Annotated in this window: 20 protein-coding genes; 7 read left to right on the forward strand and 13 right to left on the reverse strand. The window is 45.4% G+C overall.

Annotated features, from left to right (window positions below; all coding sequences use genetic code 11):
* Positions 1 to 73 precede the first annotated feature (73 nt).
* On the reverse strand, positions 74 to 2,194 hold the full coding sequence (nrdD, locus tag ITG12_RS19915; RefSeq protein ID WP_248874841.1) for an anaerobic ribonucleoside-triphosphate reductase: 2,121 nt from the start codon (positions 2,192 to 2,194) through the stop codon (positions 74 to 76).
* 308 nt (positions 2,195 to 2,502) lie between these two features.
* Here nrdD and ITG12_RS19920 point away from each other — a divergent pair, with 308 nt between their 5' ends.
* Positions 2,503 to 3,366 (forward strand): endonuclease/exonuclease/phosphatase family protein, encoded by an 864-nt coding sequence (locus tag ITG12_RS19920; protein WP_248874843.1) that lies wholly within the window; start codon positions 2,503 to 2,505, stop codon positions 3,364 to 3,366.
* On the opposite strand, the gene ITG12_RS19925 is transcribed toward ITG12_RS19920, so the two are convergent.
* Genes ITG12_RS19925 through ITG12_RS19935 form a run of 3 tightly spaced genes read right to left on the reverse strand, consistent with a single transcriptional unit; the run spans position 3,363 to position 4,538 of the window.
* Positions 3,363 to 3,803, reverse strand: coding sequence for a YeeE/YedE family protein (locus ITG12_RS19925; RefSeq protein WP_248874845.1), 441 nt, complete (start codon positions 3,801 to 3,803; stop codon positions 3,363 to 3,365). The genes ITG12_RS19920 and ITG12_RS19925 overlap by 4 nt on opposite strands.
* 14 nt (positions 3,804 to 3,817) lie before the next feature.
* A complete protein-coding gene (locus tag ITG12_RS19930) occupies positions 3,818 to 4,234 on the reverse strand; it encodes a YeeE/YedE thiosulfate transporter family protein (protein WP_349292940.1) in 417 nt (138 codons plus the stop codon).
* A gap of 10 nt (positions 4,235 to 4,244) precedes the next feature.
* Positions 4,245 to 4,538, reverse strand: coding sequence for a metalloregulator ArsR/SmtB family transcription factor (locus ITG12_RS19935; protein ID WP_005435229.1), 294 nt, complete (start codon positions 4,536 to 4,538; stop codon positions 4,245 to 4,247).
* A gap of 151 nt (positions 4,539 to 4,689) precedes the next feature.
* Between ITG12_RS19935 and ITG12_RS19940 the strand changes: the two genes are divergently transcribed.
* Positions 4,690 to 6,393: an FAD-dependent oxidoreductase gene (locus ITG12_RS19940; protein ID WP_248874849.1), complete on the forward strand. Its 1,704-nt coding sequence runs from the start codon at positions 4,690 to 4,692 to the stop codon at positions 6,391 to 6,393.
* 66 nt (positions 6,394 to 6,459) lie between these two features.
* Here the strand turns inward: ITG12_RS19940 and ITG12_RS19945 are convergent, their stop codons facing one another.
* From ITG12_RS19945 to ITG12_RS19965, 5 genes are all read right to left on the reverse strand, one after another.
* Positions 6,460 to 6,678: a DUF6500 family protein gene (locus tag ITG12_RS19945; RefSeq protein WP_005446898.1), complete on the reverse strand. Its 219-nt coding sequence runs from the start codon at positions 6,676 to 6,678 to the stop codon at positions 6,460 to 6,462.
* 99 nt (positions 6,679 to 6,777) lie between these two features.
* Positions 6,778 to 8,004 (reverse strand): carbohydrate porin, encoded by a 1,227-nt coding sequence (locus ITG12_RS19950; protein WP_038870670.1) that lies wholly within the window; start codon positions 8,002 to 8,004, stop codon positions 6,778 to 6,780.
* A gap of 111 nt (positions 8,005 to 8,115) precedes the next feature.
* Positions 8,116 to 8,748, reverse strand: a complete 633-nt coding sequence (locus ITG12_RS19955; RefSeq protein WP_248874851.1) for a DUF3299 domain-containing protein — start codon at positions 8,746 to 8,748, stop codon at positions 8,116 to 8,118.
* Positions 8,749 to 8,826: 78 nt separating this feature from the next.
* Entirely contained in the window at positions 8,827 to 10,158 is a 1,332-nt protein-coding gene (locus ITG12_RS19960) for an amidohydrolase family protein (RefSeq protein WP_248874852.1), read from the reverse strand.
* A 570-nt stretch (positions 10,159 to 10,728) separates the two neighbouring features.
* Positions 10,729 to 11,727 (reverse strand): helix-turn-helix transcriptional regulator, encoded by a 999-nt coding sequence (locus ITG12_RS19965; protein WP_248874854.1) that lies wholly within the window; start codon positions 11,725 to 11,727, stop codon positions 10,729 to 10,731.
* A gap of 397 nt (positions 11,728 to 12,124) precedes the next feature.
* On the opposite strand from ITG12_RS19965, the gene uhpT reads away from it, so the two are divergent.
* From uhpT to manA, 5 genes are all read left to right on the forward strand, one after another.
* On the forward strand, positions 12,125 to 13,522 hold the full coding sequence (uhpT, locus tag ITG12_RS19970) for a hexose-6-phosphate:phosphate antiporter (RefSeq protein ID WP_248874856.1): 1,398 nt from the start codon (positions 12,125 to 12,127) through the stop codon (positions 13,520 to 13,522).
* A 136-nt stretch (positions 13,523 to 13,658) separates the two neighbouring features.
* Positions 13,659 to 14,267, forward strand: coding sequence for a transcriptional regulator UhpA (gene uhpA, locus ITG12_RS19975; RefSeq protein ID WP_009696638.1), 609 nt, complete (start codon positions 13,659 to 13,661; stop codon positions 14,265 to 14,267).
* Positions 14,267 to 15,766 (forward strand): signal transduction histidine-protein kinase/phosphatase UhpB, encoded by a 1,500-nt coding sequence (uhpB, locus tag ITG12_RS19980; protein ID WP_248874858.1) that lies wholly within the window; start codon positions 14,267 to 14,269, stop codon positions 15,764 to 15,766. Before uhpA ends, uhpB begins: the two co-directional genes overlap by 1 nt.
* A gap of 5 nt (positions 15,767 to 15,771) precedes the next feature.
* Positions 15,772 to 17,112 carry an MFS transporter gene (locus ITG12_RS19985; RefSeq protein ID WP_038877356.1) on the forward strand — a complete coding sequence of 447 codons (1,341 nt, stop codon included), beginning with the start codon at positions 15,772 to 15,774 and terminating at the stop codon, positions 17,110 to 17,112.
* A gap of 118 nt (positions 17,113 to 17,230) precedes the next feature.
* Positions 17,231 to 18,454 carry a mannose-6-phosphate isomerase, class I gene (manA, locus tag ITG12_RS19990; protein WP_248874861.1) on the forward strand — a complete coding sequence of 408 codons (1,224 nt, stop codon included), beginning with the start codon at positions 17,231 to 17,233 and terminating at the stop codon, positions 18,452 to 18,454.
* 67 nt (positions 18,455 to 18,521) lie between these two features.
* Here manA and ITG12_RS19995 read toward each other — a convergent pair whose 3' ends face one another.
* From ITG12_RS19995 to ITG12_RS20010, 4 genes are read right to left on the reverse strand one after another with little or no spacing between them, the layout of a single operon-like run.
* Entirely contained in the window at positions 18,522 to 19,181 is a 660-nt protein-coding gene (locus ITG12_RS19995; RefSeq protein WP_038877347.1) for a potassium channel family protein, read from the reverse strand.
* Complete coding sequence (locus tag ITG12_RS20000) at positions 19,178 to 20,299, reverse strand: AI-2E family transporter (protein ID WP_248874863.1); 1,122 nt, start codon at positions 20,297 to 20,299, stop codon at positions 19,178 to 19,180. Before ITG12_RS20000 ends, ITG12_RS19995 begins: the two co-directional genes overlap by 4 nt.
* A 29-nt stretch (positions 20,300 to 20,328) precedes the next feature.
* Positions 20,329 to 21,342: a DUF2955 domain-containing protein gene (locus tag ITG12_RS20005; RefSeq protein WP_104029543.1), complete on the reverse strand. Its 1,014-nt coding sequence runs from the start codon at positions 21,340 to 21,342 to the stop codon at positions 20,329 to 20,331.
* Entirely contained in the window at positions 21,332 to 22,453 is a 1,122-nt protein-coding gene (locus ITG12_RS20010; RefSeq protein WP_248874865.1) for an HlyD family secretion protein, read from the reverse strand. The genes ITG12_RS20005 and ITG12_RS20010 overlap by 11 nt, the downstream gene beginning before the upstream one ends.
* Positions 22,454 to 22,569: the final 116 nt, after the last annotated feature.

The raw sequence follows: 22,569 nt of genomic DNA on the forward strand, positions 1-22,569 counted from the left end.
TTTTGCTGGCTAGAAAAGAAAATCAACCCACGACAGGTTGATTTTCATTATTGGGTTTGAGCTTAAGTGAACCTTACAGGTGCTTAACTCGACGCTTAACTTCTTCTTGCTTACCGAAGTTAAACGGACGTGCATCTGGGCTGCCTAAGTAGCCACAAACACGACGTGTTACTGACACTTTAGTTGAGTCATGGTTGCCACAGCTTGGGCAAGTGAAGCCTTTACTTGTACAGTCAAACTCACCGTTGTAGCCACACTCGTAACACTCATCAATTGGTGTGTTTGTACCGTAGTAAGGTACGCGGGTGTAACTGTAATCCCATACGTTTTCTAGTGCTTCAACATTACGTTGCATGTTCGGGAACTCGCCGTAACAGATAAAGCCGCCGCTTGAGATTTCTGGGTAAGGCATCTCAAAGTCTATCTTGTCGTATGGGTTTACTGTTTTCTCAACATCTAGGTGGAAGCTGTTAGTGTAGTAACCCTTGTCTGTTACACCTTTGATTACGCCAAACTCTTTCGCATCGATACGGCAGAAACGGCTACATAGGTTTTCACTTGGCGTTGCGTATAGGCTGAAACCGTAACCGGTATCTTCTGCCCAGCCGTTTACTGTGTCTTTCAAGTGCTTAATGATAGCTACTGCTTTTTCGCGTAGAACAGCGTCGTCGTAAACGTGCGCTTCTGTACCGAATAGCGCGTTGATTGTCTCGTGTACACCTATGTAACCAAGAGAAATTGACGCACGACCGTTCTTGAAGATATCTGCGATTGAGTCGTCCGCTTTCAGACGAACACCACATGCGCCTTCCATGTAAAGGATCGGAGCAACGCGTGCTTTCACGTTTTCTAGACGAGAGATACGTGTTTCTAGTGCTTTACGAGCAAGACGTAGGCGATCGTTTAGAAGCTCGTAGAACTTCGCTTCACTGCCGTTTGCACGGATAGCGATACGAGGAAGGTTCAAGCTTACTACGCCTAGGTTGTTACGACCTTCGTGAATCAGCTCGCCGTTTTCTTCGTAAGTACCAAGGAAACTACGACAGCCCATAGGTGTTTTGAATGAACCGGTTACTTCCACTACTTTGTCGTAGTTAAGAATGTCTGGGTACATACGCTTAGACGCACACTCAAGCGCAAGTTGCTTGATGTCGTAGTTTGGATCTTCTGATTTGTGGTTCAAGCCATCTTTGATGCCGAATACCAGTTTAGGGAATACCGCTGTTTTACGGTTCTTACCTAGACCTGCAATACGGTTCTTCAGAATAGACTTCTGGATAAGGCGTGATGCCCAGCTTGTACCAAGACCAAAACCGAACGTAACGAATGGTGTTTGACCGTTCGCTGTGTGTAGCGTGTTTACTTCGTATTCTAGAGATTGGAACGCGTCGTAACACTCTTTCTCTGTGCGCGCTTTTGCGAACTCTTCTGGCTCAGCAATGTTCCACTCTTTTGCGATCTCTAGGTGTTTCTCGTAGCTTGTGATTACGTACGGTTCTAGAACTTCATCAATACGGTTGATGGTTGTGCCGCCGTAAATGTGGCTCGCTACTTGAGCAATGATCTGTGCCGTTACTGCTGTTGCAGTCGAAATTGATTTAGGAGTATCAATCTCAGCGTTACCCATTTTAAAGCCGTGCGTTAGCATGCCTTTAAGATCGATAAGCATACAGTTAAACATTGGGAAGAACGGAGCGTAATCCAAATCGTGGTAGTGAATATCACCTACTTCGTGCGCTTGAACCACATCGCGTGGAAGGATGTGTGTCTTCGCGTAGTGTTTCGCTACGATACCAGCCAACAAGTCACGTTGAGTCGGAATCACTTTACCGTCTTTGTTCGCGTTCTCGTTGATTAGATCTAGGTTGCTTTCTTCAATTAGACCTTCGATTTCGCGAGTTAGTGCACTTTGCTTCTCACGAGCGATGTCGCGATCGTGGCGGTATTCAATGTAAGAACGAGCTAGGGCTTTGTAAGGACCTTGCATGAGTTCATTTTCGACTAAGTCTTGAATCTCATGAATGTGAACTTCATCGTGATCCTGAAGCTGTAACTCAACTGCCAGAGCAACATTTAGTGCATAAATGGCGACATCTTTGTCTTTGTTTTCCGCTGCAGCTTCTACTGCTGCTTGAATACGATCCCTGTTGAACGGAGCTCTTGAGCCGTCACGCTTGATTACGATTGGTTTCACTTTTTCTCCTTACCCCAAAATACTCACAGACTTATCCACAAATACACTATATGGGGTTATTTCTTATTCTGATGACACAATATATTGTGGCGTATTTAACGAGAAGCACCAATTGAAAACATTGATTTTGATCAATAAAAAATGGGTAGCGAACAAGAACAAATCGATCTTATTGGCGTTGATCTCAGTTGCGAAGAAAACTGTGAAAATTGCAAAATTGGAGCGAAATCCACTTGCTTTTTTTAGAGGTCTTATAGGATAAAGGATGGAAAGGAATGCACTGAAAGATAGGAGTGCGATAGACCAAAATGCGATCACTTTTTGTTACGACGATATTACTTTTTAGTTCTTTTTCATTTGCTCAAAATTCCGTCAACTTAACCAGCTGGAATATAGAATGGTTATCTATAAGTGGTGGTAAAGTTTCGAGAACACCACAAGATTTTGAAAAACTGGCCCACTATGTGGATAACACACAAGTTGATATTCTCGCTTTTCAAGAAGTCGAAAGTGCAGCTGCAATCCAAAAAACGGTTGGTAAAGACTTCACTATTTATTTGTCTGATCGTGCGAGCACTTCTAATCGACATCTTCAGTTCAACGATACCAACCAGTACACAGGTTTCGCGGTACGCAATGGCGTAAACGTATTGGACAAGCCTGACTTTTCTATCACACGAGGCAACAGCAAGCTCCGCTTCGCCAGCTACCTTGTTTTGAATCCTAACCAAGACAACGAAACTCACTTACTCTCTGTACATCTAAAAGCGGGTTGTAGTGGTGCGTATCGCAATAACCGCGATTGTAAGATAGTGAAACAACAAGGACAGGCACTAGCAAAATGGATAAAAGCGCGCGAGGACAATAAACAACACTATGTCGTGCTTGGCGACTTTAACCACAATTTGGGGTATCGCGGAGATTGGTTATGGGAAGTGCTATCGGACAATACCGATGCTAAGTTAGTGACCAAAAACACCAAAGCTGAATGCAAAGTGCGTTCTAATCGTAATCCGAATAAAACCCACCAATTCCGCTCGGTGATCGATCACATCATTATGAGTGGTGATTTAAAGGCGTCGTCTGGTGTTCAAACCGTTTTCAAAACACAAGATGTGCTCGACTACAAACTGAGTGACCATTGCCCGGTGTCTACGACGCTCTCTTTTTAATGACGAACCACTCTTTTAGCGGTGAATGACCCAACCAACATTGCCGCTATAAAAAGCAGAACTTGTATGTTGCCAGTAAAAAGGCTGGCAACCGCAGGGCCAGGACACACACCCAGTAAGCCCCACCCAATACCAAACAGAGCTGCACCACCAACTAGCTTTTTGTCTATCGTTTTAGAAGTTGGACATAAAATCTTATCACCAAACACAGATTCGCTTCTTGGCTTTATTAATAAAAGGTAAGCAGGAACGAACACCGCAAGAGCTCCGCCCATAACAAAGGCTAAGCTTGGGTCCCATGCGCCGGTAATATCTAGGAAGCCGATCACTTTTGCCGGATCAGCCATACCGGAAATCACCATACCAATGCCGAAGAGCACACCAGAAAATGCGACAATGGAAGTTTGTTTAGCATTTTTCATTACGTCAGTTTTCATAACGACACTATTCCTCACGATACTAGCAAGACGGTTAGCATGGCTATCGCCATAAAAGTACACGTCGCGACAACAGAACGGACAGAGAAGCGCCCCATTCCACAAATGCCATGTCCACTCGTACAACCATTACCGATACGAGTACCGACCCCAACAAGTAAACCTGCAACGACAACTAAGACAAGAGAACTGCTGTACTCAGTTGGTACATGCCCGCCAAGGGCATAAACAGCAAACACACCGCCCAATGCCATCGCAATTAAGAAGACAATTCGCCAAACGCGGTCTGCATTCTCAATCGCGCCATTTAAGATCCCGCTGATTCCCGCTGTCTTACCTGTGAATAGCATCAATATTACCGCTGATGCGCCAACCATGACGCCGCCTAAAAGCGACATCCAAGGAACTTCAAACATAACAACCACCAATATAAAGTCTGAATTATTGCTTACAGAAAACTTGGTTAAACGCTTCGATCAGCGGAGCGACTCTCCCATCAGAAATCGAATAAAATACCTGCTGAGATACCTTACGAGCTTTGATGATGTCGTGTTTTCTCAATACGGTGAGGTGTTGTGAAAAGGCTGATTGGCTTAATGTTGAGCCTTCAAACAGTTCACCGACTCCTTTTTCGCCTTCAATCAGCTTGCACATCACGATTAAGCGCTCTGGATGAGCCATAATTTTAAGTAGCTCACTCGCTTCGGTCGCGCTTTGTAGCATACTGTCGCCCATTCTTATGTCCCTTCATCAATACGTTAAGTTTTATTAGATATTACTAATTAATATTATTAAGTCAATGCTAATGTAGCTAAATTAACATTAGACACAGCTAATTTATTTAAGTAAGGTGTAGGCGTTTTCGATCATTCAGTAGGAGAAATCCATGAGCAAAATCGTGATTATTGGTGGTGTTGCTGGCGGTGCATCTGCAGCAGCTCGCGCTCGTCGTCTTAGTGAAGACGCAGAAATCATTATGTTTGAACGCGGTCCATTTGTGTCATTTGCAAACTGTGGCTTGCCGTACCACATTGGTGGCGATATTCAAGAACGCAGCAAACTGCTTCTTCAAACGCCTGAAAGCTTTTTAGCGCGTTTCAATGTTGATGTTCGTGTGATGAACGAAGTGGTTTCTATTAACCGCCAAGACAAAACGGTTACGGTTAACAACCTGCTTGATGGCTCTGAATACCAAGAGAGCTACGACTTTCTTCTACTCAGCCCTGGTGCAGGTCCAGTAGTGCCGCCTATTCCGGGTATTGATAACCCGTTAACGCACTCGCTGCGCAATATTCCAGATATGGATCGCATCATTAAGACGATCGAAACCAACAAAGTGGAACATGCTACAGTCGTTGGTGGTGGTTTTATCGGTTTGGAAATGATGGAAGCCTTCCACCAGCTTGGCGTAAAAACCACATTGGTTGAAATGGCGGATCAAGTGATGACGCCCATTGACCGAGAAATGGCTGGTTTTGCTCATGCTGAAATCCGAGAGAAAGGCATCGACCTGCGCTTAGGCGTTGCTCTATCTTCTGTTGAATATATTGCGAACCAATCTGTCGCTAACAACGAAGCGGGTGAAGATGACACGCACCAACACCTTCAAGGAAAGCTGACACTGTCTCTAAACAATGGTGACCAACTTAATACCGATATCCTAATCATGGCGATCGGTGTTCGCCCTGAGACAAAACTTGCACAAGAAGCCGGTCTTCAAATTGGTGCGCTAGGCGGTATTTACACCAACGAGTATATGCAGAGCAGCGATCCTTCTATTTATGCCGTTGGTGATGCGGTTGAAGAGAAAGACTTTGTCACTGGCGAACAAACACTTGTTCCGTTGGCAGGTCCGGCAAACCGTCAAGGTCGTATGGCAGCAGACAACATGCTTGGCCGCCAAGAAACTTATCAAGGTACACAAGGCACGGCGATCTGTAAGATCTTTGATTTAGCCGTTGCTTCTACTGGTAAAAACGAGAAGCAGCTTAAACGTGAAAACATCGCTTATGAAAAAGTGTATGTCCACACAGCTAGCCACGCGAGTTACTACCCTGGCGCAGAAACTGTGTCGTTCAAAATGCTGTTTGATCCATTAACCGGAAAGATTTTAGGTGCGCAAGCAGTAGGTAAAGACGGCGTTGATAAACGTATTGACGTAATGGCAGTTGTTCAGCGTGCTGGCATGACGGTAGAACAGCTGCAACACCTTGAGCTAACTTACGCGCCACCTTATGGCTCAGCGAAAGATGTGATTAACCAAGCGGCTTTCGTTGCGAACAACATCATTAAAGGTGACGCAACAGCGATTCATTTTGATGAGATTGACAACCTGTCAGAAAACCAGGTGCTGCTTGATGTTCGTAATCCGGGAGAATTGGAATCTGTAGGCTTCATTAAAGGCGCGATCAATATTCCTGTCGACCAGCTTCGCCAACGTATGAGTGAACTGCCGAAAGACAAAGAGATCGTGATTTATTGTCAGGTCGGTTTGCGCGGTAACGTCGCTTATCGTCAACTGGTCAACTCAGGGTTTAAAGCACGTAACCTACTTGGCGGTTACCGTACTTATAAGTTCGCACAAGCTTAATCGCTGATTCTAAAAATCTAAGGTTTAGGGCTGAAAATAAAAAAGGGGCACGTAATGTGCCCCTTTCTACATCTCGGATTCGACTAATTGAATAATCTTGGTCGCTTTTTCGAAGTGATCGAGTTGATGAGTTTGAATCCACCAAGTCGCCGCTTCCATCAATAACTCAGGATTGTCATTCTTATTGGCGAAAAAGGCATAAAAGGACACACCAACATTGTCGCCTTTCTGCTCTATTTTCTTCTTACACACCTGAATGATTTTGTCTCTTAACGCGATGTTCATTGCCTTTCCCTTTCTTTTCGCAATAGCAAAATTAACCCAAAACAAGAATAACTGTATTTATATACAGTTATTCTTAGTAAGGCAAATAAACATAATCATCTAGATGAATATTCTCGCGCGAAGACCTAATACCCAAGTGCTGCTTTTGTTCGAAAATGCTGGGTCTTTGATGTATTGAATATCAGGGGTAATTTGAATGTAGTCGTTTAACTGCATGTTGTAGTAAAGCTCGGCAGTGAACTGTTCAGAGTCATCCACACCATAGGCTTGCTCTAGGTTATCGTTAACATGGCTCCAGTTAACAGCGAAGCCGAGGTTGTTGGTTGGCTTACCTAAACCAAAATAACCAATCCCCACCGTTAGGGAGCGATCATAAAGCGCCACATCACCTTCCGAAAAGCCACCACGAACAAATGGCATTAATTGCTCTGTAGCAAAGTAGCTTGCTGAAAAGTTAATACCCTGTCCGCTGTCTTTATTCGTTAGGTTATGTTGCGTGTCGCCATCTAAATGCCAAGCCGTTAGGTGAACATTATCGGTATAGATTTGGTCTTGTGACGCCGTCCAACCTAGCTCGAACGTGGTAAACAATTTATGATCGTTGAATAAGGTATCGAAGCCATCAAATGGCTCATCTGAACGCCCTTTACCATCTGCGACGCCTGCAACCATATAGAAGTTATCAGTCAGCATGTGTCCCACGGCTAAGCCGAGAATCCCATCATCCGGTAGACCAATCGAGCCTCCACCAGTACTGAATGCAAGGTTAGTAAATCCGGTCCAAGGGCTTGCCAATGCATAGGCATCAACGTAGTCAGTCGTATCTAGGAAACCCACCATGAAGGAAGTTTTGCCATCATTCAGTTTTTGTTTCCAGTATAGGTTGGTTAGACGAGCTCCTTGATCGCTGTATGCTGGACCAATCATGCCTGCATAACCAAGCCCATTTCCGATAAAGCTGAACTCTTTTGGTGACAAATCGTTGTAAGCATGGCGATGTTCGACTTTCCAAACCAGACCGCCTGTATTGCCAGAATCAAGACCGATCAGATCCCAGCTACCATAAAAGCGAGCAACACCAGCACTTGCCGTATCTTCACCACCACTTTGAGGAGTTGAGGCCGTTAGTCCAAGGAATTGATAATCCAGACCGAAAGTAACATTGTGTTCTTCAGCTAATGACTCACGCCATGAGCGTTTTTCTCGAGCATTTTCTGCAATAGTATTGTCTACCGTATCAGGGCTACCAAAGTTCGCCGCGTTTACCGATGACGCCATTACAAGTGAAAGAGCGATAAAACTAAGCTTGGGAACAGTTACTTTCATGTCTGGGTTCTCATTAAATTGATTTCTAGAAAGAGATTTTAATGATTCAGAGTTTTGAAAATTGCCATTAAGCGACAGCTCACTGCTTTATGTCATTTCGATAATAGACTCTTATTGGTAAGGTCGGATAGAAACCTCGTCCATTTGGTAGATAGTTTCTACGTTCGCAGCACCATCAGAGTATGAAACGTCTGCTTTGGTCTTTTTCACGTGCAGATCCCCTTTCACCCAAATTGGTTCGTAAAGAGAAGTCAGTTTCAAACCTTTCGGGTAATCAACCAACACAATCTGGTTTGCTGGAGGTGGTGGTGTATGGATACATGCGCCCATGGTGGGAACAAGGAAGAATTTTGTGACAACGTCATTGTTAAATTCTACTGGCGTTACAAAGCCTGGAATTTCATAAGTATTTTCGGTAAGTGTTGCGTTTGGCATTGATGCCAACATACGACGATGTTCAGTAATTTCGTTTCGCTTTTTGAACAACCATTCAATGTCTAAGTCGTCAGCTTTTAAACTGTCCTCTAACTCTTTCATGGTTTGCTTCTGTTGCTCATTAAGATTTTGAGAATCGCGGTATCTTGCAAGAGAACCAAGTTCGAAAAGCTGTTGATCGGTAAGTTTTACAAATGGGTCTTCAATTTGAGGAACATTGACTGGCAATAATTGCTGCCAACTAAGTTGGTCGGCGGATACATTTGATGAAGCCAGCAAAACTAAGCCAGCTAATAGGTACTTCTTCATACGTTCCCTTGAATCGTTCTTTGTCTTTTAGAGAAAATTTGGGGACAGCCTTCGTCCCCAAATAGTCGAAAGAGTTTACTACAAGGTGTTCTTGTGGATCTTGCCGTCTTTCATAATTATTTTGAATTTATCTTGGTAATCGTTAAGAACTGTGATGTCTTGCAAAGGATTTCCATCCACCAGCACCACATCGGCATAAGCCCCCGGCTCTACAACTCCGAGCTTTCCGTATTTATATGGATTCATACCACCCGACCAACTAAGCACTTCTGCTGCGTTCGATGTGCCCATCTTCATGATTTGATAAGGGGTAAATCCGACTTTCTCCATCCAAACCATGTTGTCTGCTTGGCGCGTATTGTAAGACGGGCCAAACATATCGCCGCCCGTTACAATCAACAAGTCGTATTTACGCGCCCACTCAAACATCTGTTTCGCGCCTTCGTTTACTTTGGTCGCTTTGGCTTTTTGATCGGGACTGAAGAAGGTGATCTTTTCTGGTTCTGCAAAGGCTTCAAGAGACATCACTGCTTGAGCAGAGAGCGCTACGCCCTTCTCTTTCATTCGCTTGATGGTTTCCTCAGAGATAAGGAAGTTATGTTCGATAACTTTCACGCCAGCATCAATGGCACGATTAACCGAACGGTCATGATAAGCGTGGGCCATGACATAAGTGCCATAATCTTCCGCTACACCCACAATCGCTTCCATTTCTTCTTTGGAGAATTGCGTCATATGGATTGGGTCAAACTCACTTGCGACACCGCCGCCAGCCATGATCTTGATTTGAGTTGCCCCCGAGCGAAGGTTCTGACGCGCAGCACGACGAGCCTCTGTTTCACCATCAACGATATAGCCAAAGCCGTGGCGTTCGAGATCGTCAATGCGTCCTGGTACATCATTGAAGCTGCCGGTATCAGCGTGGCCGCCTGTTTGACTCAAGAAACCGCCTGCTGGGAAGAGTCTTGGGCCTTCTAGCAAACCATTGTTGATGGCTTTTGCCATACCAAGAATATTACAGCCTGCGTCACGAGCCGTCGTAAAGCCTTGGTCGAGGTACTGCATCATGGAAACGTGAGCACGTGCACCCATCGCCATTTGGTCGTAACCATCTCGACCTACCAACATGCCTTCCTGAATACACATGTGTGAGTGCATGTCGATCAAGCCAGGGATCATGGTTAAGCCTTCGCCATTAATCGTTGTGGTTTGCTTGTCGGTTTTTATCGGTTTAGCCGAAATCTCTTTGATTAAGTTATCGACAACCAATACGTTCTGGTTTTGCAGTAGCTTTTCATCCGTGCCATTGAAAACATCGACGTTGGTAAACAGCGTTGAGGCTGCATTGGCATTGAGGGCGAACGCACAAGATAGCGCAACTAAAGAAAGGTTCTTCTTAGAAATTGTCATTATTACACCTATGTTTTTGGATTGTTGGGGTCCATTTCCTATAACCTCCCTGTTTAAACAGCGGTGTTATGAGGGCATCTATTTCAGTGTTCACCAAAAACAACTGATCAGATAAAAATACATATGAAACAGACGACTTACGTTAAAAACATAGAAGTCATAATGACGACTTTCAAGGTGGTTTAATTGCCTTTACACGACAACATGCGGATATTGTTATAGGAATGTGAGTTGAGACGAAAACCTCCGATTATTCAGAGGTTTTATGTGTCAGGGTCTGTTGACCTTTCGTGATGATTTTTGCAGCAGTTTGTAGGTGTTTTATGCAAGGAAGAGGCTTTGATATGTAGTTATTCTACCTGATAAGCCGATAACGCAGTAGAAAGCACCTACAAACGCTGCCCAAAGGGTTCGGCTAGGCGCCCCCGACTAAAAGCGTTTTACTCTTTGTTGAGTCAATTTTACTTAGAACCACTAGGCTTCAATCGACTCGCCGCGATTAAAACGCTTTTGACTAGGCGTCCCCATCCGAACAAAATTTAACTACGAAAGATAAACAGACCCTAATAATTATGACAAGGATTGACGGTACGCTTTAGGTGTGACTTTCATCATTCGCTTAAATGCACGGGTGAAATGAGCAGAATCGGAGTAGCCTGTTTTGAGCGCAATATGGGTGATACTCAGGTCTCGGTCCGCTAAAAGCTCTAGCGTTTGTTTCAGCACCAAACCTTCGATCACTTCTCTATACGTCGTATCCTCATTGGCTAGCCGCCTTTGTATGGTGCGAGCATTCATGTCAATCAACTCGCCAGCAAACTGGATAGAGATCTTACCCATCGAGAGATAAGGCGTGAGCGCCCTTGCTAAGGCATCGCTGAACTTATCATCCTCACCACGAAAACTTGTATTTGGCGCCGTTTGAGATGGTGTGAAAGCAATCGGCTGGTTAATCCATTCATTAGGAATTGAGATTGCAGTAACCGGTCGACCAGTAAAGAACTGCGCACTCTTCATACCCGGCAAAAAATTGAAAGGTTCGGCTTCTACATCTTGAATTCCGACTTCTGCCAATCGCCATTGGGCGCCAACAAGCTTTTTGAGCAACTCATTCATGAACATCGCGGAAAACATTTCTGCGTAACGGAACCAGTCCCTTTCTGCGTTCTGTTTTTCTCTCACTAGCCACCATTTCCCGCCGCGCGATTGAACAGAAATACTGACGTTATCAGAGATTTGTTTAAGCAGTTGGGATACCTCTTCTAGCGCTGCTTTTAGCGAGTGAGTTTGAGTAATTTGATTCGCAAACCTAGGCACATAGATGTCGTGACAAAGCGTCCAAGTAAGCAAGGCAAACTTCTCTGGTGATGCACGTTCCCCCAACGTTTGGAAGACTGCTTTTAGCGCGCTCTCGGGAACAAACGCGTCAAGGGGTTGGTTAGACAAGATATCCTGTGGCATTCGGGCGGATTCAAGTAATGAGTGAATATCACCATCAAGCTCATTGAGCATAGTGGCAAAAAGCTTTACTTCTTCCGAGTGAACCAAAGGAATATCTGTATTGGGCATGCAAGCTATCATCTTAAAATACCAAGGATTATTCTAGTTTATGCACAAACTTCCGAGCTGTCATTAGTCACAATCCAAGTGCAATTTGATAATGAGAGGCGACTCACTCTGAGCAGAAGAGCCAACACACATTGGTCTTCAACATAGATCATTGCCTGTTCGAATACTTGCCAATTCACGCCACGTGATATGTTCTATCCGCTTTTTGAACGCTATTTATATATCTATGAATGTGATGATTTTCACGCTTTCTAAATCAGCAATCGTTTTCTAGGAATTTTTCCTAGTCGATCTAAGCCCTCCTCTCATGTGGTTCAAAAGAGGACTCTCTACAATCGTCGACAGTTAAAAGAAAGCGAGCACGCAAGTGCATCACACTAATACAAGAGAGTTCACGATGTTAAGATTCCTTGAACAAGTCCGAAAGCCTACCCTCGACCTTCCTGTCGAAGCACGTAGAAAAATGTGGTTTAAGCCATTTATCCAATCTTACCTAGTGGTATTTATTGGCTACTTGACCATGTATCTGATCCGTAAAAACTTCAACGTCGCGCAAAATGACATGATTTCAACTTACGGCTTGTCGATGACAGACCTAGGCTTGATTGGTCTCGGTTTCTCGATCACTTACGGCATCGGTAAGACCGTAGTCTCCTACTACGCCGATGGTAAGAACACCAAGCAATTCCTCCCTTTTATGCTTCTCCTTTCTGGTCTGGCGATGCTTGGTTTCAGCTTCAGCATGGGTGGCGGTAGCGCGAGCTTGTTCATGATGGTCGCATTCTATGCACTGAGTGGTTTCTTCCAAAGTACTGGTGGTCCTTCTAGTTACTCGACCATCACTAAGTGGACGCCGCGTAACAAGCGTGGTTCTTATCTAGGTCTTTGGAACATGTCTCACAACGTAGGTGGTGCGGGTGCCGCAGGTGTAGCTCTGTTTGGTGCAAACTACTTGTTCGACGGTCACGTAATCGGCATGTTCGTGTTCCCTTCTATCATTGCGATCATCGTTGGTTTCATTGGCATGCGCTTTGGTAACGACTCTCCAGAAGCATATGGTCTAGGTAAAGTTGAAGAGCTATTTGATGAAGCAGTCAGCGAAGAAGACGAAGCGGCTGAAGAAAATCAAATGACCAAGAAAGAAATCTTTGTTGAGTACGTACTGAAAAACAAAGTTATCTGGCTACTTTGCTTTGCAAACATCTTCCTTTACATCGTGCGTATCGGCATCGACCAATGGTCAACGGTCTACGCTTACCAAGAACTCGGTCTATCAAAAGAAACAGCAATCTCTGGCTTTACCCTATTCGAAGTGGGTGCGCTTGTGGGGACTCTGATGTGGGGTTACCTGTCTGACCTTGCGAACGGTCGCCGTGCGCTAGTGGCTTGTGTTTCTTTGGGTTTGATCATCGTATCACTTGAGTTCTACCAACACGCAACGAGCGAGTTCATGTACCTAGCGTCGCTATTTGTTCTAGGCTTCCTAGTGTTTGGTCCTCAACTGCTTATCGGTGTTGCTGCGGTTGGCTTTGTTCCTAAAAAAGCAATCAGTGTTGCAGATGGCGTAAAAGGCACATTCGCTTACCTAATTGGTGACAGTTTCGCGAAACTGGGTCTGGGTATGATTGCAGACGGCACGCCAATCTTTGGTCTAACGGGTTGGAAAGGCACGTTTGCTGCCCTAGATACCTCCGCAATGATTTGTATTGTTTTGCTGGCTTTCGTTGCTATCGCGGAAGAGAAAAAGATCCGTCAAAACAAGAAGAAGCTTGAACTCGCAGAAAACCAAGCTTAATCAAACAGCGCGCTTTGCAAGTCAAAGCGCGCTAGATCATTAAATAAACTTGGTCAATTTAGTATCATAGTAGGTTTTTGTTGGGCTCTTTGAGAGCTCATTTTCGTTTGTGTATTGCTGAAGTTTGGTATTTAAGATGATTAACGTAGCGCTTGTTGATGACCATGTCATTGTTCGTTCTGGATTTGCTCAGTTGTTGAGCCTTGAGCCAGACATGAATGTTGTAGGTGAATTTAGCTCGGTAGCAGAAGCTCGAGTGGGATTACCTGCGTGCAAGCCAAATGTGGTTATTCTAGATATCTCGATGGCAGACGAAAGTGGGCTTACCCTACTCTCCGAAATCCCTTCAGGCATTGCTTGTGTCATGCTAAGCGTGCATGACTCTCCGGCAATGGTTGAAAAGTCACTTAAACTCGGCGCAAAAGGTTACCTAAGTAAACGTTGTAGCCCTGACGAGTTAATTCAAGCAGTCAGAACCAGTGCTTCAGGCGGTTGTTACCTAACGCCGGATATTGCGCTGAAGCTCGCCACACCAAGTGACAAAGCGGCGACGCTGACTCAACTGACACGCCGAGAAAACGAAGTGTGCCAATTGCTGGCTCGTGGTTTGGATGTGAAGTCTATCGCCACTGAGCTTGGCTTAAGCCATAAAACCGTTCACGTTCACCGTGCAAACGCCATGGATAAGCTTGGCGTAAAGAACAACGTTGAGCTCGCCAAACTGTTCTCTCAAGAGTCGTTTTAATGCGTAGCTACACCATCACCTCCATTTGCGGTTTATTCATGACAGGATGCTCGTGGTTCTGTCTGTGGGTGATCGCCTATTACTTTGTGAACGATGCCGAGCTTGCGATCTTGTTGTTCCCCTTCGCGTTGCGTTTGGGGTTAACACTGCACACGCGCACAAAGTATTGGGCAACGATTTACCTTGCCGAATGGGGGCTGACCGTTGCACTCGCTCTACTTCTTGAACAGCCACAATGGTTGATGGTGTTGGTGGCCAGCGTGTTGAGTATTCCAGTGGTTTACCTTGCTAAGCGTTATTACAAAGGCGATCAGAACCAACATTTAGCGGTGATGGCGGTCGTGTTGCTCGTGACGTCTTGCATTAACGTACTTGCGGTTGGCTATCATGTTCAATCTGCCTATATGGCATGGTTAGCGAGCATTGCGGGCGGTTTGTTGGTGCTGCCGATGTGTTACTTGCTCTGGAATTATCTCTTCCAAAGCCCTTGGTCACCGCTGACCTCGAACTTGTTAGCCAACGAAGTTCAATTCAAAGTTCGTCATATTCTGCTTTATAGCGTGCTGTTGATTGCCAGCATTTTGGTTCAAACCAGCTTGCCTGATGAACTGGCTCGATTTGCACCTTTCTGTATGGCGATCCCAATCATCGTCTTGGCACTGCGCTACGGCTGGCAAGGTGCACTGCTTGCGACCATGTTAAACAGTATTGCCTTGATCGCTGCGCGAAGTGGTGTATCGAACCTAGAAATCACTGACCTGCTGTTGTCCCTTTCGGCACAAACATTAACTGGCATCATGCTCGGTTTAGCGGTGCAGAAACAAAAAGATCTTAACCAAAAGCTGCGTGGCGAATTGTCGAGAAACCAAACTTTGTCCCGACAACTCATTCAAGCGGAAGAGTCGGTACGTCGTGACGTGGCAAGGGAGCTGCACGATGAGATTGGTCAGAACATCACAGCTATTCGTACCCAAGCGAGCATCATTAAGCGGGTTGATAATGCCGAAATGAACACACGCTGTGCCGACATGATCGAAAACCTATCACTCAATGTTTATGACACCACCAAACATTTGCTGAGCAAACTGCGTCCGAAAATGCTCGACGATCTGGATTTGAAAGACTCCGTTCACCAGTTAACCCGTGAAATGGAGTTCGACAATCATGGCACTCGCGTTGTGCTTGATTGGCAAGGTGACTATGAGTCTTTAGGCGACACGCTGAAAGTCACCCTATTCCGTTTGTGCCAAGAAGCTTTAAACAACGCTGCCAAATATGCGAGTGCGACGTCTATTGTTATCGAGCTGTCTATTGACGAGAACATTTCGTTGAACATCGCTGACAACGGCATTGGTTTCAAAACCGAAGACTGCATGAAAGGCATGGGCGTTCGTGGCATGCAAGAGCGCGTGCAAGCGCTTGGCGGAAAAATGTATATCTACTCTTTGAACGATCATGTGGAAGGCACTCAAATCGCCATCACATTACCTAAGGTGTAACGAGTATGTTTGGATTATTTCAGTCTCCGAGCTACAACCAAGCTCCCCTTAGCAAAGACCAAGTGGATGAACGCTATCGTTATTGGCGTCTGCACATCATGCTGGGCATGTATCTTGGTTATGCGGGCTTTTACTTCACTCGTAAAACCTTCAACTACGCCGCACCCGCGATGATCGCTGATCTGGGTCTTGATAAAGCCGATATCGGTATGATTGGTACGCTTTTCTACATTACCTATGGTTTATCAAAGTTTATTTCGGGCACCATTTCCGACCGTTCTAACCCTCGCTTTTTCATGGGTGTCGGTTTAATCGCGACGGGCCTTATCAATATCGCATTTGGCTTCTCTAGCTCTTTGGTTGCACTCGCAGCCCTGTGGGTTATGAACGCTTGGTTCCAAGGTTGGGGCTGGCCTTCGTGCTCTAAGTTACTTACCACTTGGTATTCGCGCTCAGAACGTGGCTTTTTGTGGGCAATTTGGAACACGGCTCATAACGTAGGTGGCGCGTTAATTCCCCTACTCGTTGGGTTTCTCACATTCCATTACAGCTGGCGAGAAGGCTTTATCGTACCGGGCGTAATAGGCGTGATTCTTGGTGTGGTTGTGTGTTGGCGTTTGCGTGATAAACCGACCACTCAAGGGCTACCAACGGTTGGTCAATGGCGAGATGACAAGTTAGAACTCGCTCAAGAAAATCACGGACAAGGTCTGAGTTATAAAGAAATCCTCAAACAGTACGTGTTCAACAACAAGTACATTTGGTTGCTCGCATTTAGCTATGTTCTGGTTTACATCGTGCGCACCGCTATCAATGACTGGGGTAACTTGTACCTAACAGAACAACATCACTACAGCCTAATCAATGCTAACGCTGCGCTGTCGATGTTTGAAATCGGTGGCTTTGTTGGTTCTCTAGTGGCTGGTTGGGGCTCGGATAAATTGTTCGGTGGTAACCGAGGCCCAATGAACCTATTGTTTGCCGCAGGTATATTCCTATCTGTCGCCGCACTGTGGTTGATGCCGTTAACCAACTTCGCGTTCCAAGCGGCGGGATTATTCTCAATTGGTTTCTTTGTGTTTGGTCCACAAATGTTGATTGGCATGGCTGCAGCGGAATGTTCACACAAAGATTCTGCTGGTGCAGCAACGGGCTTTGTTGGTTTGTTTGCTTACATGGGTGCCGCACTTTCTGGCTACCCATTGGCATTGATTCTTGAAGAATACAGCTGGACTGGATTCTTTATCACCATCTCGGTATGCGCAGCCGTTATTGGCTTGCTGTTGTTACCGTTCTTGCAGGCTCAACCTTCGAGAAAGCCGCTCGCTCCCAAGCTTAGGTTGTAGACATCTGATTGTAGAAGCGACTTCTACACCTCTTAGGGTGAGTTAACCGCTCACCCGTCCAATCTCCACTATTTTTTGCTTCCGATTCAGTTCGGAGGGTTTTCTACGGGTAAAATTCATGAATTCGAATACTATTTCATCAAAATGCTTCTTCAAAATGGACAATAAAATCCAAAACTACGACTGGGGAAGTCGCACTGCTATCCACGATTTGTTTGGTTTTGCTAACGAAGTTCAACAACCTCAAGCCGAAGTTTGGATGGGCACGCATCCGAATGGTTGCTCTATCGTTACACAAGGAAACACTACTGCTTCGAGTACAAATGTTTCATTATCAGAATTGATCAACCAGGATCCGTCAGCGTTTCTATCGCAAAGCACGGCAGAAGCCTTTGGTGATCTACCTTTCCTCTTCAAGATTCTTGCGGCGGATAAAGCCTTGTCTATTCAGGTGCACCCAAACAAGCAAGATGCGGAGCTAGGTTATGCAAAAGAACAACAGTTAGGTGTCCCGCTGAACGCATTCAATCGTAATTACAAAGATGCCAACCATAAGCCAGAACTGGTTTACGCACTTACTGAATACCAAGCGATGAACGGCTTTCGTCCATTTGATGAAATCATCGCTGAGTTCCGCCTGTGTTACATTCCTGAAATCAACGGCTACCTAGAACAATTTGAGCGCAATCCAAATCAAGACGGCTTGTGTCAGTTCTTCGTGGAGATTCTTTCTATGGAAGAAGCGCGCAAGATTAACGCCGTGGATCACTTATTAAGTTACGCAGCAGCCAACCAAGCACGCCCTGTGTGCGAATTGATTTTAGACCTTGCTAAGCAATACCCGAATGACGTGGGTTTGTTTGCCCCATTACTGCTGAATGTTATTACGTTAAAACCCGGTGAAGCTATGTTCTTAAGCGCAAGAACGCCTCATGCATACATTAAAGGTACTGGTCTGGAAATCATGGCGAACTCAGATAACGTACTTCGCGCTGGTTTAACACCAAAACACATGGATGTGGAAGAACTGGTTAAGTGTACCGACTTTATTCCAAAGCCAATAAATACGCTGCTAACCAAAGCAGAAATCAAAGGCTGTGAGCATCACTTCCCTGTCCCTGTACAAGACTTCAAGTTCTCTGTCTTCCAAGAGCCAAAAGATCAACAAGTTGAGATGAGCAGTGCAGAAATCTTGATGCCAATCGATGCGGACGTAACGCTACTTGCAGAAAGCGGCGAAACATTGGTGCTTGGCAAAGGGCAATCGGCTTTCATTCCTGCTTATGTAGGTAACTACACAATCCGTTGCGAAGGTCGCGTCGCTCGTGCATTTAATAGCTAAGTTCATTTCCTCTTAAAACAAAAATGGCAGAGACTTTTCAGCTCCGCCATTCAAACCATTCATTTGTTTACTCACTCTGTGCTTGAGCCAAACGAATACTCACCAAACTTGCCACCATGATGGCCAAGTAAAAGCTCCCAACTATCGCCTCGAAGAAAACGAAGAACTGAGCCACTGGAACCGTCGGTGAAATGTCACCATAGCCCACCGTCGTCAACGTGATAAAGCTAAAGTACAAGGTGTTAAACAAGTTCGACAGCCAAGGTTTTGCTTCTAATCCAGTGAAAGAGCTTGGGAAAAACTCCAACACCAACAAGTAGATCACCGCCCACGCCAGCCCTAAGAGCAGATAGATACAAATCGAACCTATGATGTGGTTTGTCGTTACTGACTTGGTTAATACTACCTGCTTTAGCGCCGAGTATATGTGCGAAAACAAGAACACCAATAGTGCACTTAGCGTCAAAATGGACAGATCTAAATGCTCTAAAAACGACATCCCATAGGAGATGACGGCCACAATCAGTAACACGCCATACCATGTTCGGTTTGTTTTATTTTTCTTGTTGATGCCTGCAATCGAAACGCCTAGTGTCACCACCAAAAGAGCAAGAACAAATTCCTGCCCATCTGGATAAAACTGATGCATCACAGCACAGCCGAAAAACAACGCAATGAGTGCGAAAAACAAAAAGTAGAAGTTATCTTCCCTGGTCATCGGTTTCATGATGCCACCTCTACTTTGTCTTCCTCCTTCGCTTTTTGCTCAATGCTCAGTGCTTTGTTTGTTTCCGCGTCATCTTCATCTAACCAGTTCACCATCAATTGGTAAGTCAGACTCAGAACCACGGCACCAACAAACAGACCTACGATACCAGACATTGCCATACCACCCAGTGCACCCAACAGTGTCACAAGCATCGGCGTGTCAGAACCACGGCTTAGAAGAACAGGTTTCAGTACCGCATCACTCGCGCTCACCAAGATACACCAGACGAGGAAGATGCCAGCAACCAGTGTCGATTCGACGCTAAACACGTAAATAATCGCAGGAATCAACGCCAGAATTGGTGGTAGCTGAATAATCGCAACCAGAATCACGGCAACCATCCAAAGCGCAGCAGCAGGAACGCCAACCGCGACCATACCAACACCCGCCATGACAGATTGAATCAGTGCAACACCAATCACACCTTGAACCACACTGCGAACGATCGACTTAGAAAGATCAATCAACGCTTCGCCTTTCTTGTTAGTGAGGCGGTCTGCTAGCTTGGTAAAACCTTTCTGGCAAACTTCAGCATTGCTCATGAACGCACCAGCAATCATGGTCGAAATGATGAACTGAATGAAACCACCACTTACCGAGCCCACGATAGATGCTGCTTGAGAAAGGAAACCTTTTACTTGTTCGCCATACTTAACTAGGAAGCCTTCCATGTTGGTCGATGCGTAGTTAACCGCAACGAACAGCTTGTCGCCCACGACAGGGATCTCTTTTAAGCTTTCTTGTGGCTTAGGCACAACTAAAGTGCCATCTTGCAACCCAGTGACGACCTCGGTACCACTGGTATAAAGACCAGATGAGAGCGCGATAAGTGGGATTAAAAGTAACAGCACACCAATAGTGCTGATGAGCGCACTCGCCTTACCTTTTGAGATACCTAAGCGATTATGAAGGGACATCATGACTGGGTAGAGCGCGATGGCAATAATGCCGCCCCACACGACCAACATAATGAACGGACTAAGGATAGAGAAACACCACCAGATCAGTAACGCTACGGCTCCGATCTTGATAGCGGCGTCTATCGCCTGTTTAGAGAAATCATTTGAAGCTTTCATAGCGTTACCTTTTCACTGTCTGTTAAGTGTTATGTTTGCAAAAACTTCCATTGTCTGGTTTCCAAAAAGAGTGATGCGAGGATCATGTATGTCCCGACCAACACCAATTGGAAGATTCGAATAAATGTATTGCTGTCGATATCGCCAGAGCTCATTAGCGTGCTGCCGATTAAGACAAGCAAGGTACTGAACGCCGTGGCGAATATCGGTGCCTTCTCTGGCACGGTGTAAATCTTCTTCCCTATCAATACCGCCAATAACGCAATAAAGGCGGTATAAAAGAATATGCTTGGCACAATGGCGAGAATCGAGAAAGCCAAGATGGCAAGTATCCCGCCGATACCGTTACTGATGATTAAGAACGCGCTTAATTTGACTGACTTCTCTGACGTAATCATCAAAGACAGCAACGCGACAAACATCATAGTGAGTAGCGCTTCTGAAATCTGAAAGATAAAGAAGAAGCACACCACAGGAAACGAAATCAACATGGCTCGAAATGACGCATGCCAACGTTGTTCTCTGCCAATTGGCGGAGTCGCATAGCCAGCGAACTCACTGTCTGGCTCTGGTAGATAAATATGAACCAGAGCAAAAATCGCCACCGATACCGCACCAGAAATTGCCAAACCACTCGCGAGCACAACAGAAATTGCTGGGTTATTTATTGCCATAAATGGCAACATCAATACCGCAATCAACAAAATGGTCGCGAACAGATTCCATTTGGGGTCAGTAAACAAGTAGTAACCCCATGCCATCATCAAACCGACGGCAATCAGTAGAACAATTGGGTACTGAGTAATGCCTCCTGAAAGAAGCAGTCCCAATCCCATAGTGGCAATCAATGCCAGCAGCAACTCGTAAATCGTCTCTCTGTGAAGATTTGGCTTATCGACCAAGAACTTCGCGGTAAATACCGGCGCGACAAACGCCAGTTGCCAATTAATCCAAGCAGCGAGAAACACCGCCAGACCGACACCAATGGTGAAGCGCAAAATCCGGCGTTGAGTTGCGTTATCAATGCTCAGATTATCGGACATAAGACAGTACGCTCAGTAGACGAATCCAAAGTCTGCCAAGGGTGTTAAACACGAAGTTGTCACCGCTGTAGACAATCACGTCTGCTTGCCCGCCAACGCGTAGCATTCCTGTTACCTCTTCACGATCAAACTCGATAGCGATTGGTAACATTTGCGTTTGGCGTAACCAGCCTGTTTGTTGGTTGGCTTGCGCGAGCTTGCCCGCTTGTTGGTTTTGTCCCCAATCAACACCCCAGTCGATGCTGCTGACTTTGCCTTTGATGACTTTGCCAGGAACAAAATCGAGGGCGATTTCTACTTCATCACCAATGCTGACGTTGCCTAAACTGTTTTCACGGAAGTACGCTTCAATCCAGATGTCTTCTGTCGACACAAACGTCATGATTGGCTGACCTGCAGAAGCGTAAAAGCCTTCGGTCAAACTGAAGTTCGAAACACCGCCTTGAGTTGGCGCACGAATAACAGTACGTTCTAAGTTCAACTGAGCTTGCTCAAGTGCCAGCAATGCCGCTTTTACTTGGCTGTTATCTTCGCCTTCGGCACCCAGTTGTTGCTTCGCTTTTTCAAGATCCGCTTCCGCATTTACTACGTTCGCTCTTGCGGTTGCCAGTGATGCTCTCGCTTTGTCTGCATCCGATTTCGACACTACGCCTTTCTCTGCCATGGCAAGAACACGGTTGGCTTGCGCTTCTGTGTTTTGGCGTTCAACAATCGCTGAAGTTAACCTTGCTTGTGCCGAAGCGATTGACGCGGTTTGCGCTCCAACGTTTTGCCCTGCGATTTCAAGATTCTCTTCGGCTTGCTTCACTGCAATTTCATAATCTGACTTGTCGAGAACGGCGAGCTCATCACCTTCTTCAACAAGTTGGTTCGGACGAACCTTAATATCTAAAACGTTGCCAGAAACCTGAGGTTTTATCGGCACGATATAGCCTTTAACGCGCGCATTGTCAGTCACTGGAATGATGCGGTCTGACACAATGCTGAACCCGAGCATGACGACAATGAACAAAAGCAAATAGTTGGTGACCATCTTTACTTTGTCTTTTTTATTCGTCTCTTTGTTTTCCGCCACTTCCGTTGGCTGTTTTTGTTTTTCGTTCTCGGACATGTTATCCCCTTGCCATTGAATAGATTGAACATTTTAATAATATACCGTCCTGCCCAACCTTCAATTAATTGAATAATAAATAGCGAGCTGTATCAAAAACCGTCCGTTATGCGCTA

It is taken from the genome of Vibrio sp. ED002 (assembly GCF_023277445.1).
GTDB lineage: Bacteria > Pseudomonadota > Gammaproteobacteria > Enterobacterales > Vibrionaceae > Vibrio > Vibrio jasicida.

Bases quoted from the DNA above. Each gene is read 5' to 3' on its own strand.
- ITG12_RS19920 (WP_248874843.1), top strand. From the start codon at position 2,503: ATGCGATCACTTTTTGTTACGACGATATTACTTTTTAGTTCTTTTTCA.
- ITG12_RS19925 (WP_248874845.1), bottom strand. From the start codon at position 3,803: ATGAAAACTGACGTAATGAAAAATGCTAAACAAACTTCCATTGTCGCA.
- ITG12_RS19935 (WP_005435229.1), bottom strand. From the start codon at position 4,538: ATGGGCGACAGTATGCTACAAAGCGCGACCGAAGCGAGTGAGCTACTT.
- ITG12_RS19940 (WP_248874849.1), top strand. From the start codon at position 4,690: ATGAGCAAAATCGTGATTATTGGTGGTGTTGCTGGCGGTGCATCTGCA.
- ITG12_RS19945 (WP_005446898.1), bottom strand. From the start codon at position 6,678: ATGAACATCGCGTTAAGAGACAAAATCATTCAGGTGTGTAAGAAGAAA.
- ITG12_RS19950 (WP_038870670.1), bottom strand. From the start codon at position 8,004: ATGAAAGTAACTGTTCCCAAGCTTAGTTTTATCGCTCTTTCACTTGTA.
- ITG12_RS19955 (WP_248874851.1), bottom strand. From the start codon at position 8,748: ATGAAGAAGTACCTATTAGCTGGCTTAGTTTTGCTGGCTTCATCAAAT.
- ITG12_RS19960 (WP_248874852.1), bottom strand. From the start codon at position 10,158: ATGACAATTTCTAAGAAGAACCTTTCTTTAGTTGCGCTATCTTGTGCG.
- ITG12_RS19965 (WP_248874854.1), bottom strand. From the start codon at position 11,727: ATGCCCAATACAGATATTCCTTTGGTTCACTCGGAAGAAGTAAAGCTT.
- uhpT (WP_248874856.1), top strand. From the start codon at position 12,125: ATGTTAAGATTCCTTGAACAAGTCCGAAAGCCTACCCTCGACCTTCCT.
- uhpA (WP_009696638.1), top strand. From the start codon at position 13,659: ATGATTAACGTAGCGCTTGTTGATGACCATGTCATTGTTCGTTCTGGA.
- uhpB (WP_248874858.1), top strand. From the start codon at position 14,267: ATGCGTAGCTACACCATCACCTCCATTTGCGGTTTATTCATGACAGGA.
- ITG12_RS19985 (WP_038877356.1), top strand. From the start codon at position 15,772: ATGTTTGGATTATTTCAGTCTCCGAGCTACAACCAAGCTCCCCTTAGC.
- manA (WP_248874861.1), top strand. From the start codon at position 17,231: ATGAATTCGAATACTATTTCATCAAAATGCTTCTTCAAAATGGACAAT.
- ITG12_RS19995 (WP_038877347.1), bottom strand. From the start codon at position 19,181: ATGAAACCGATGACCAGGGAAGATAACTTCTACTTTTTGTTTTTCGCA.
- ITG12_RS20000 (WP_248874863.1), bottom strand. From the start codon at position 20,299: ATGAAAGCTTCAAATGATTTCTCTAAACAGGCGATAGACGCCGCTATC.
- ITG12_RS20005 (WP_104029543.1), bottom strand. From the start codon at position 21,342: ATGTCCGATAATCTGAGCATTGATAACGCAACTCAACGCCGGATTTTG.
- ITG12_RS20010 (WP_248874865.1), bottom strand. From the start codon at position 22,453: ATGTCCGAGAACGAAAAACAAAAACAGCCAACGGAAGTGGCGGAAAAC.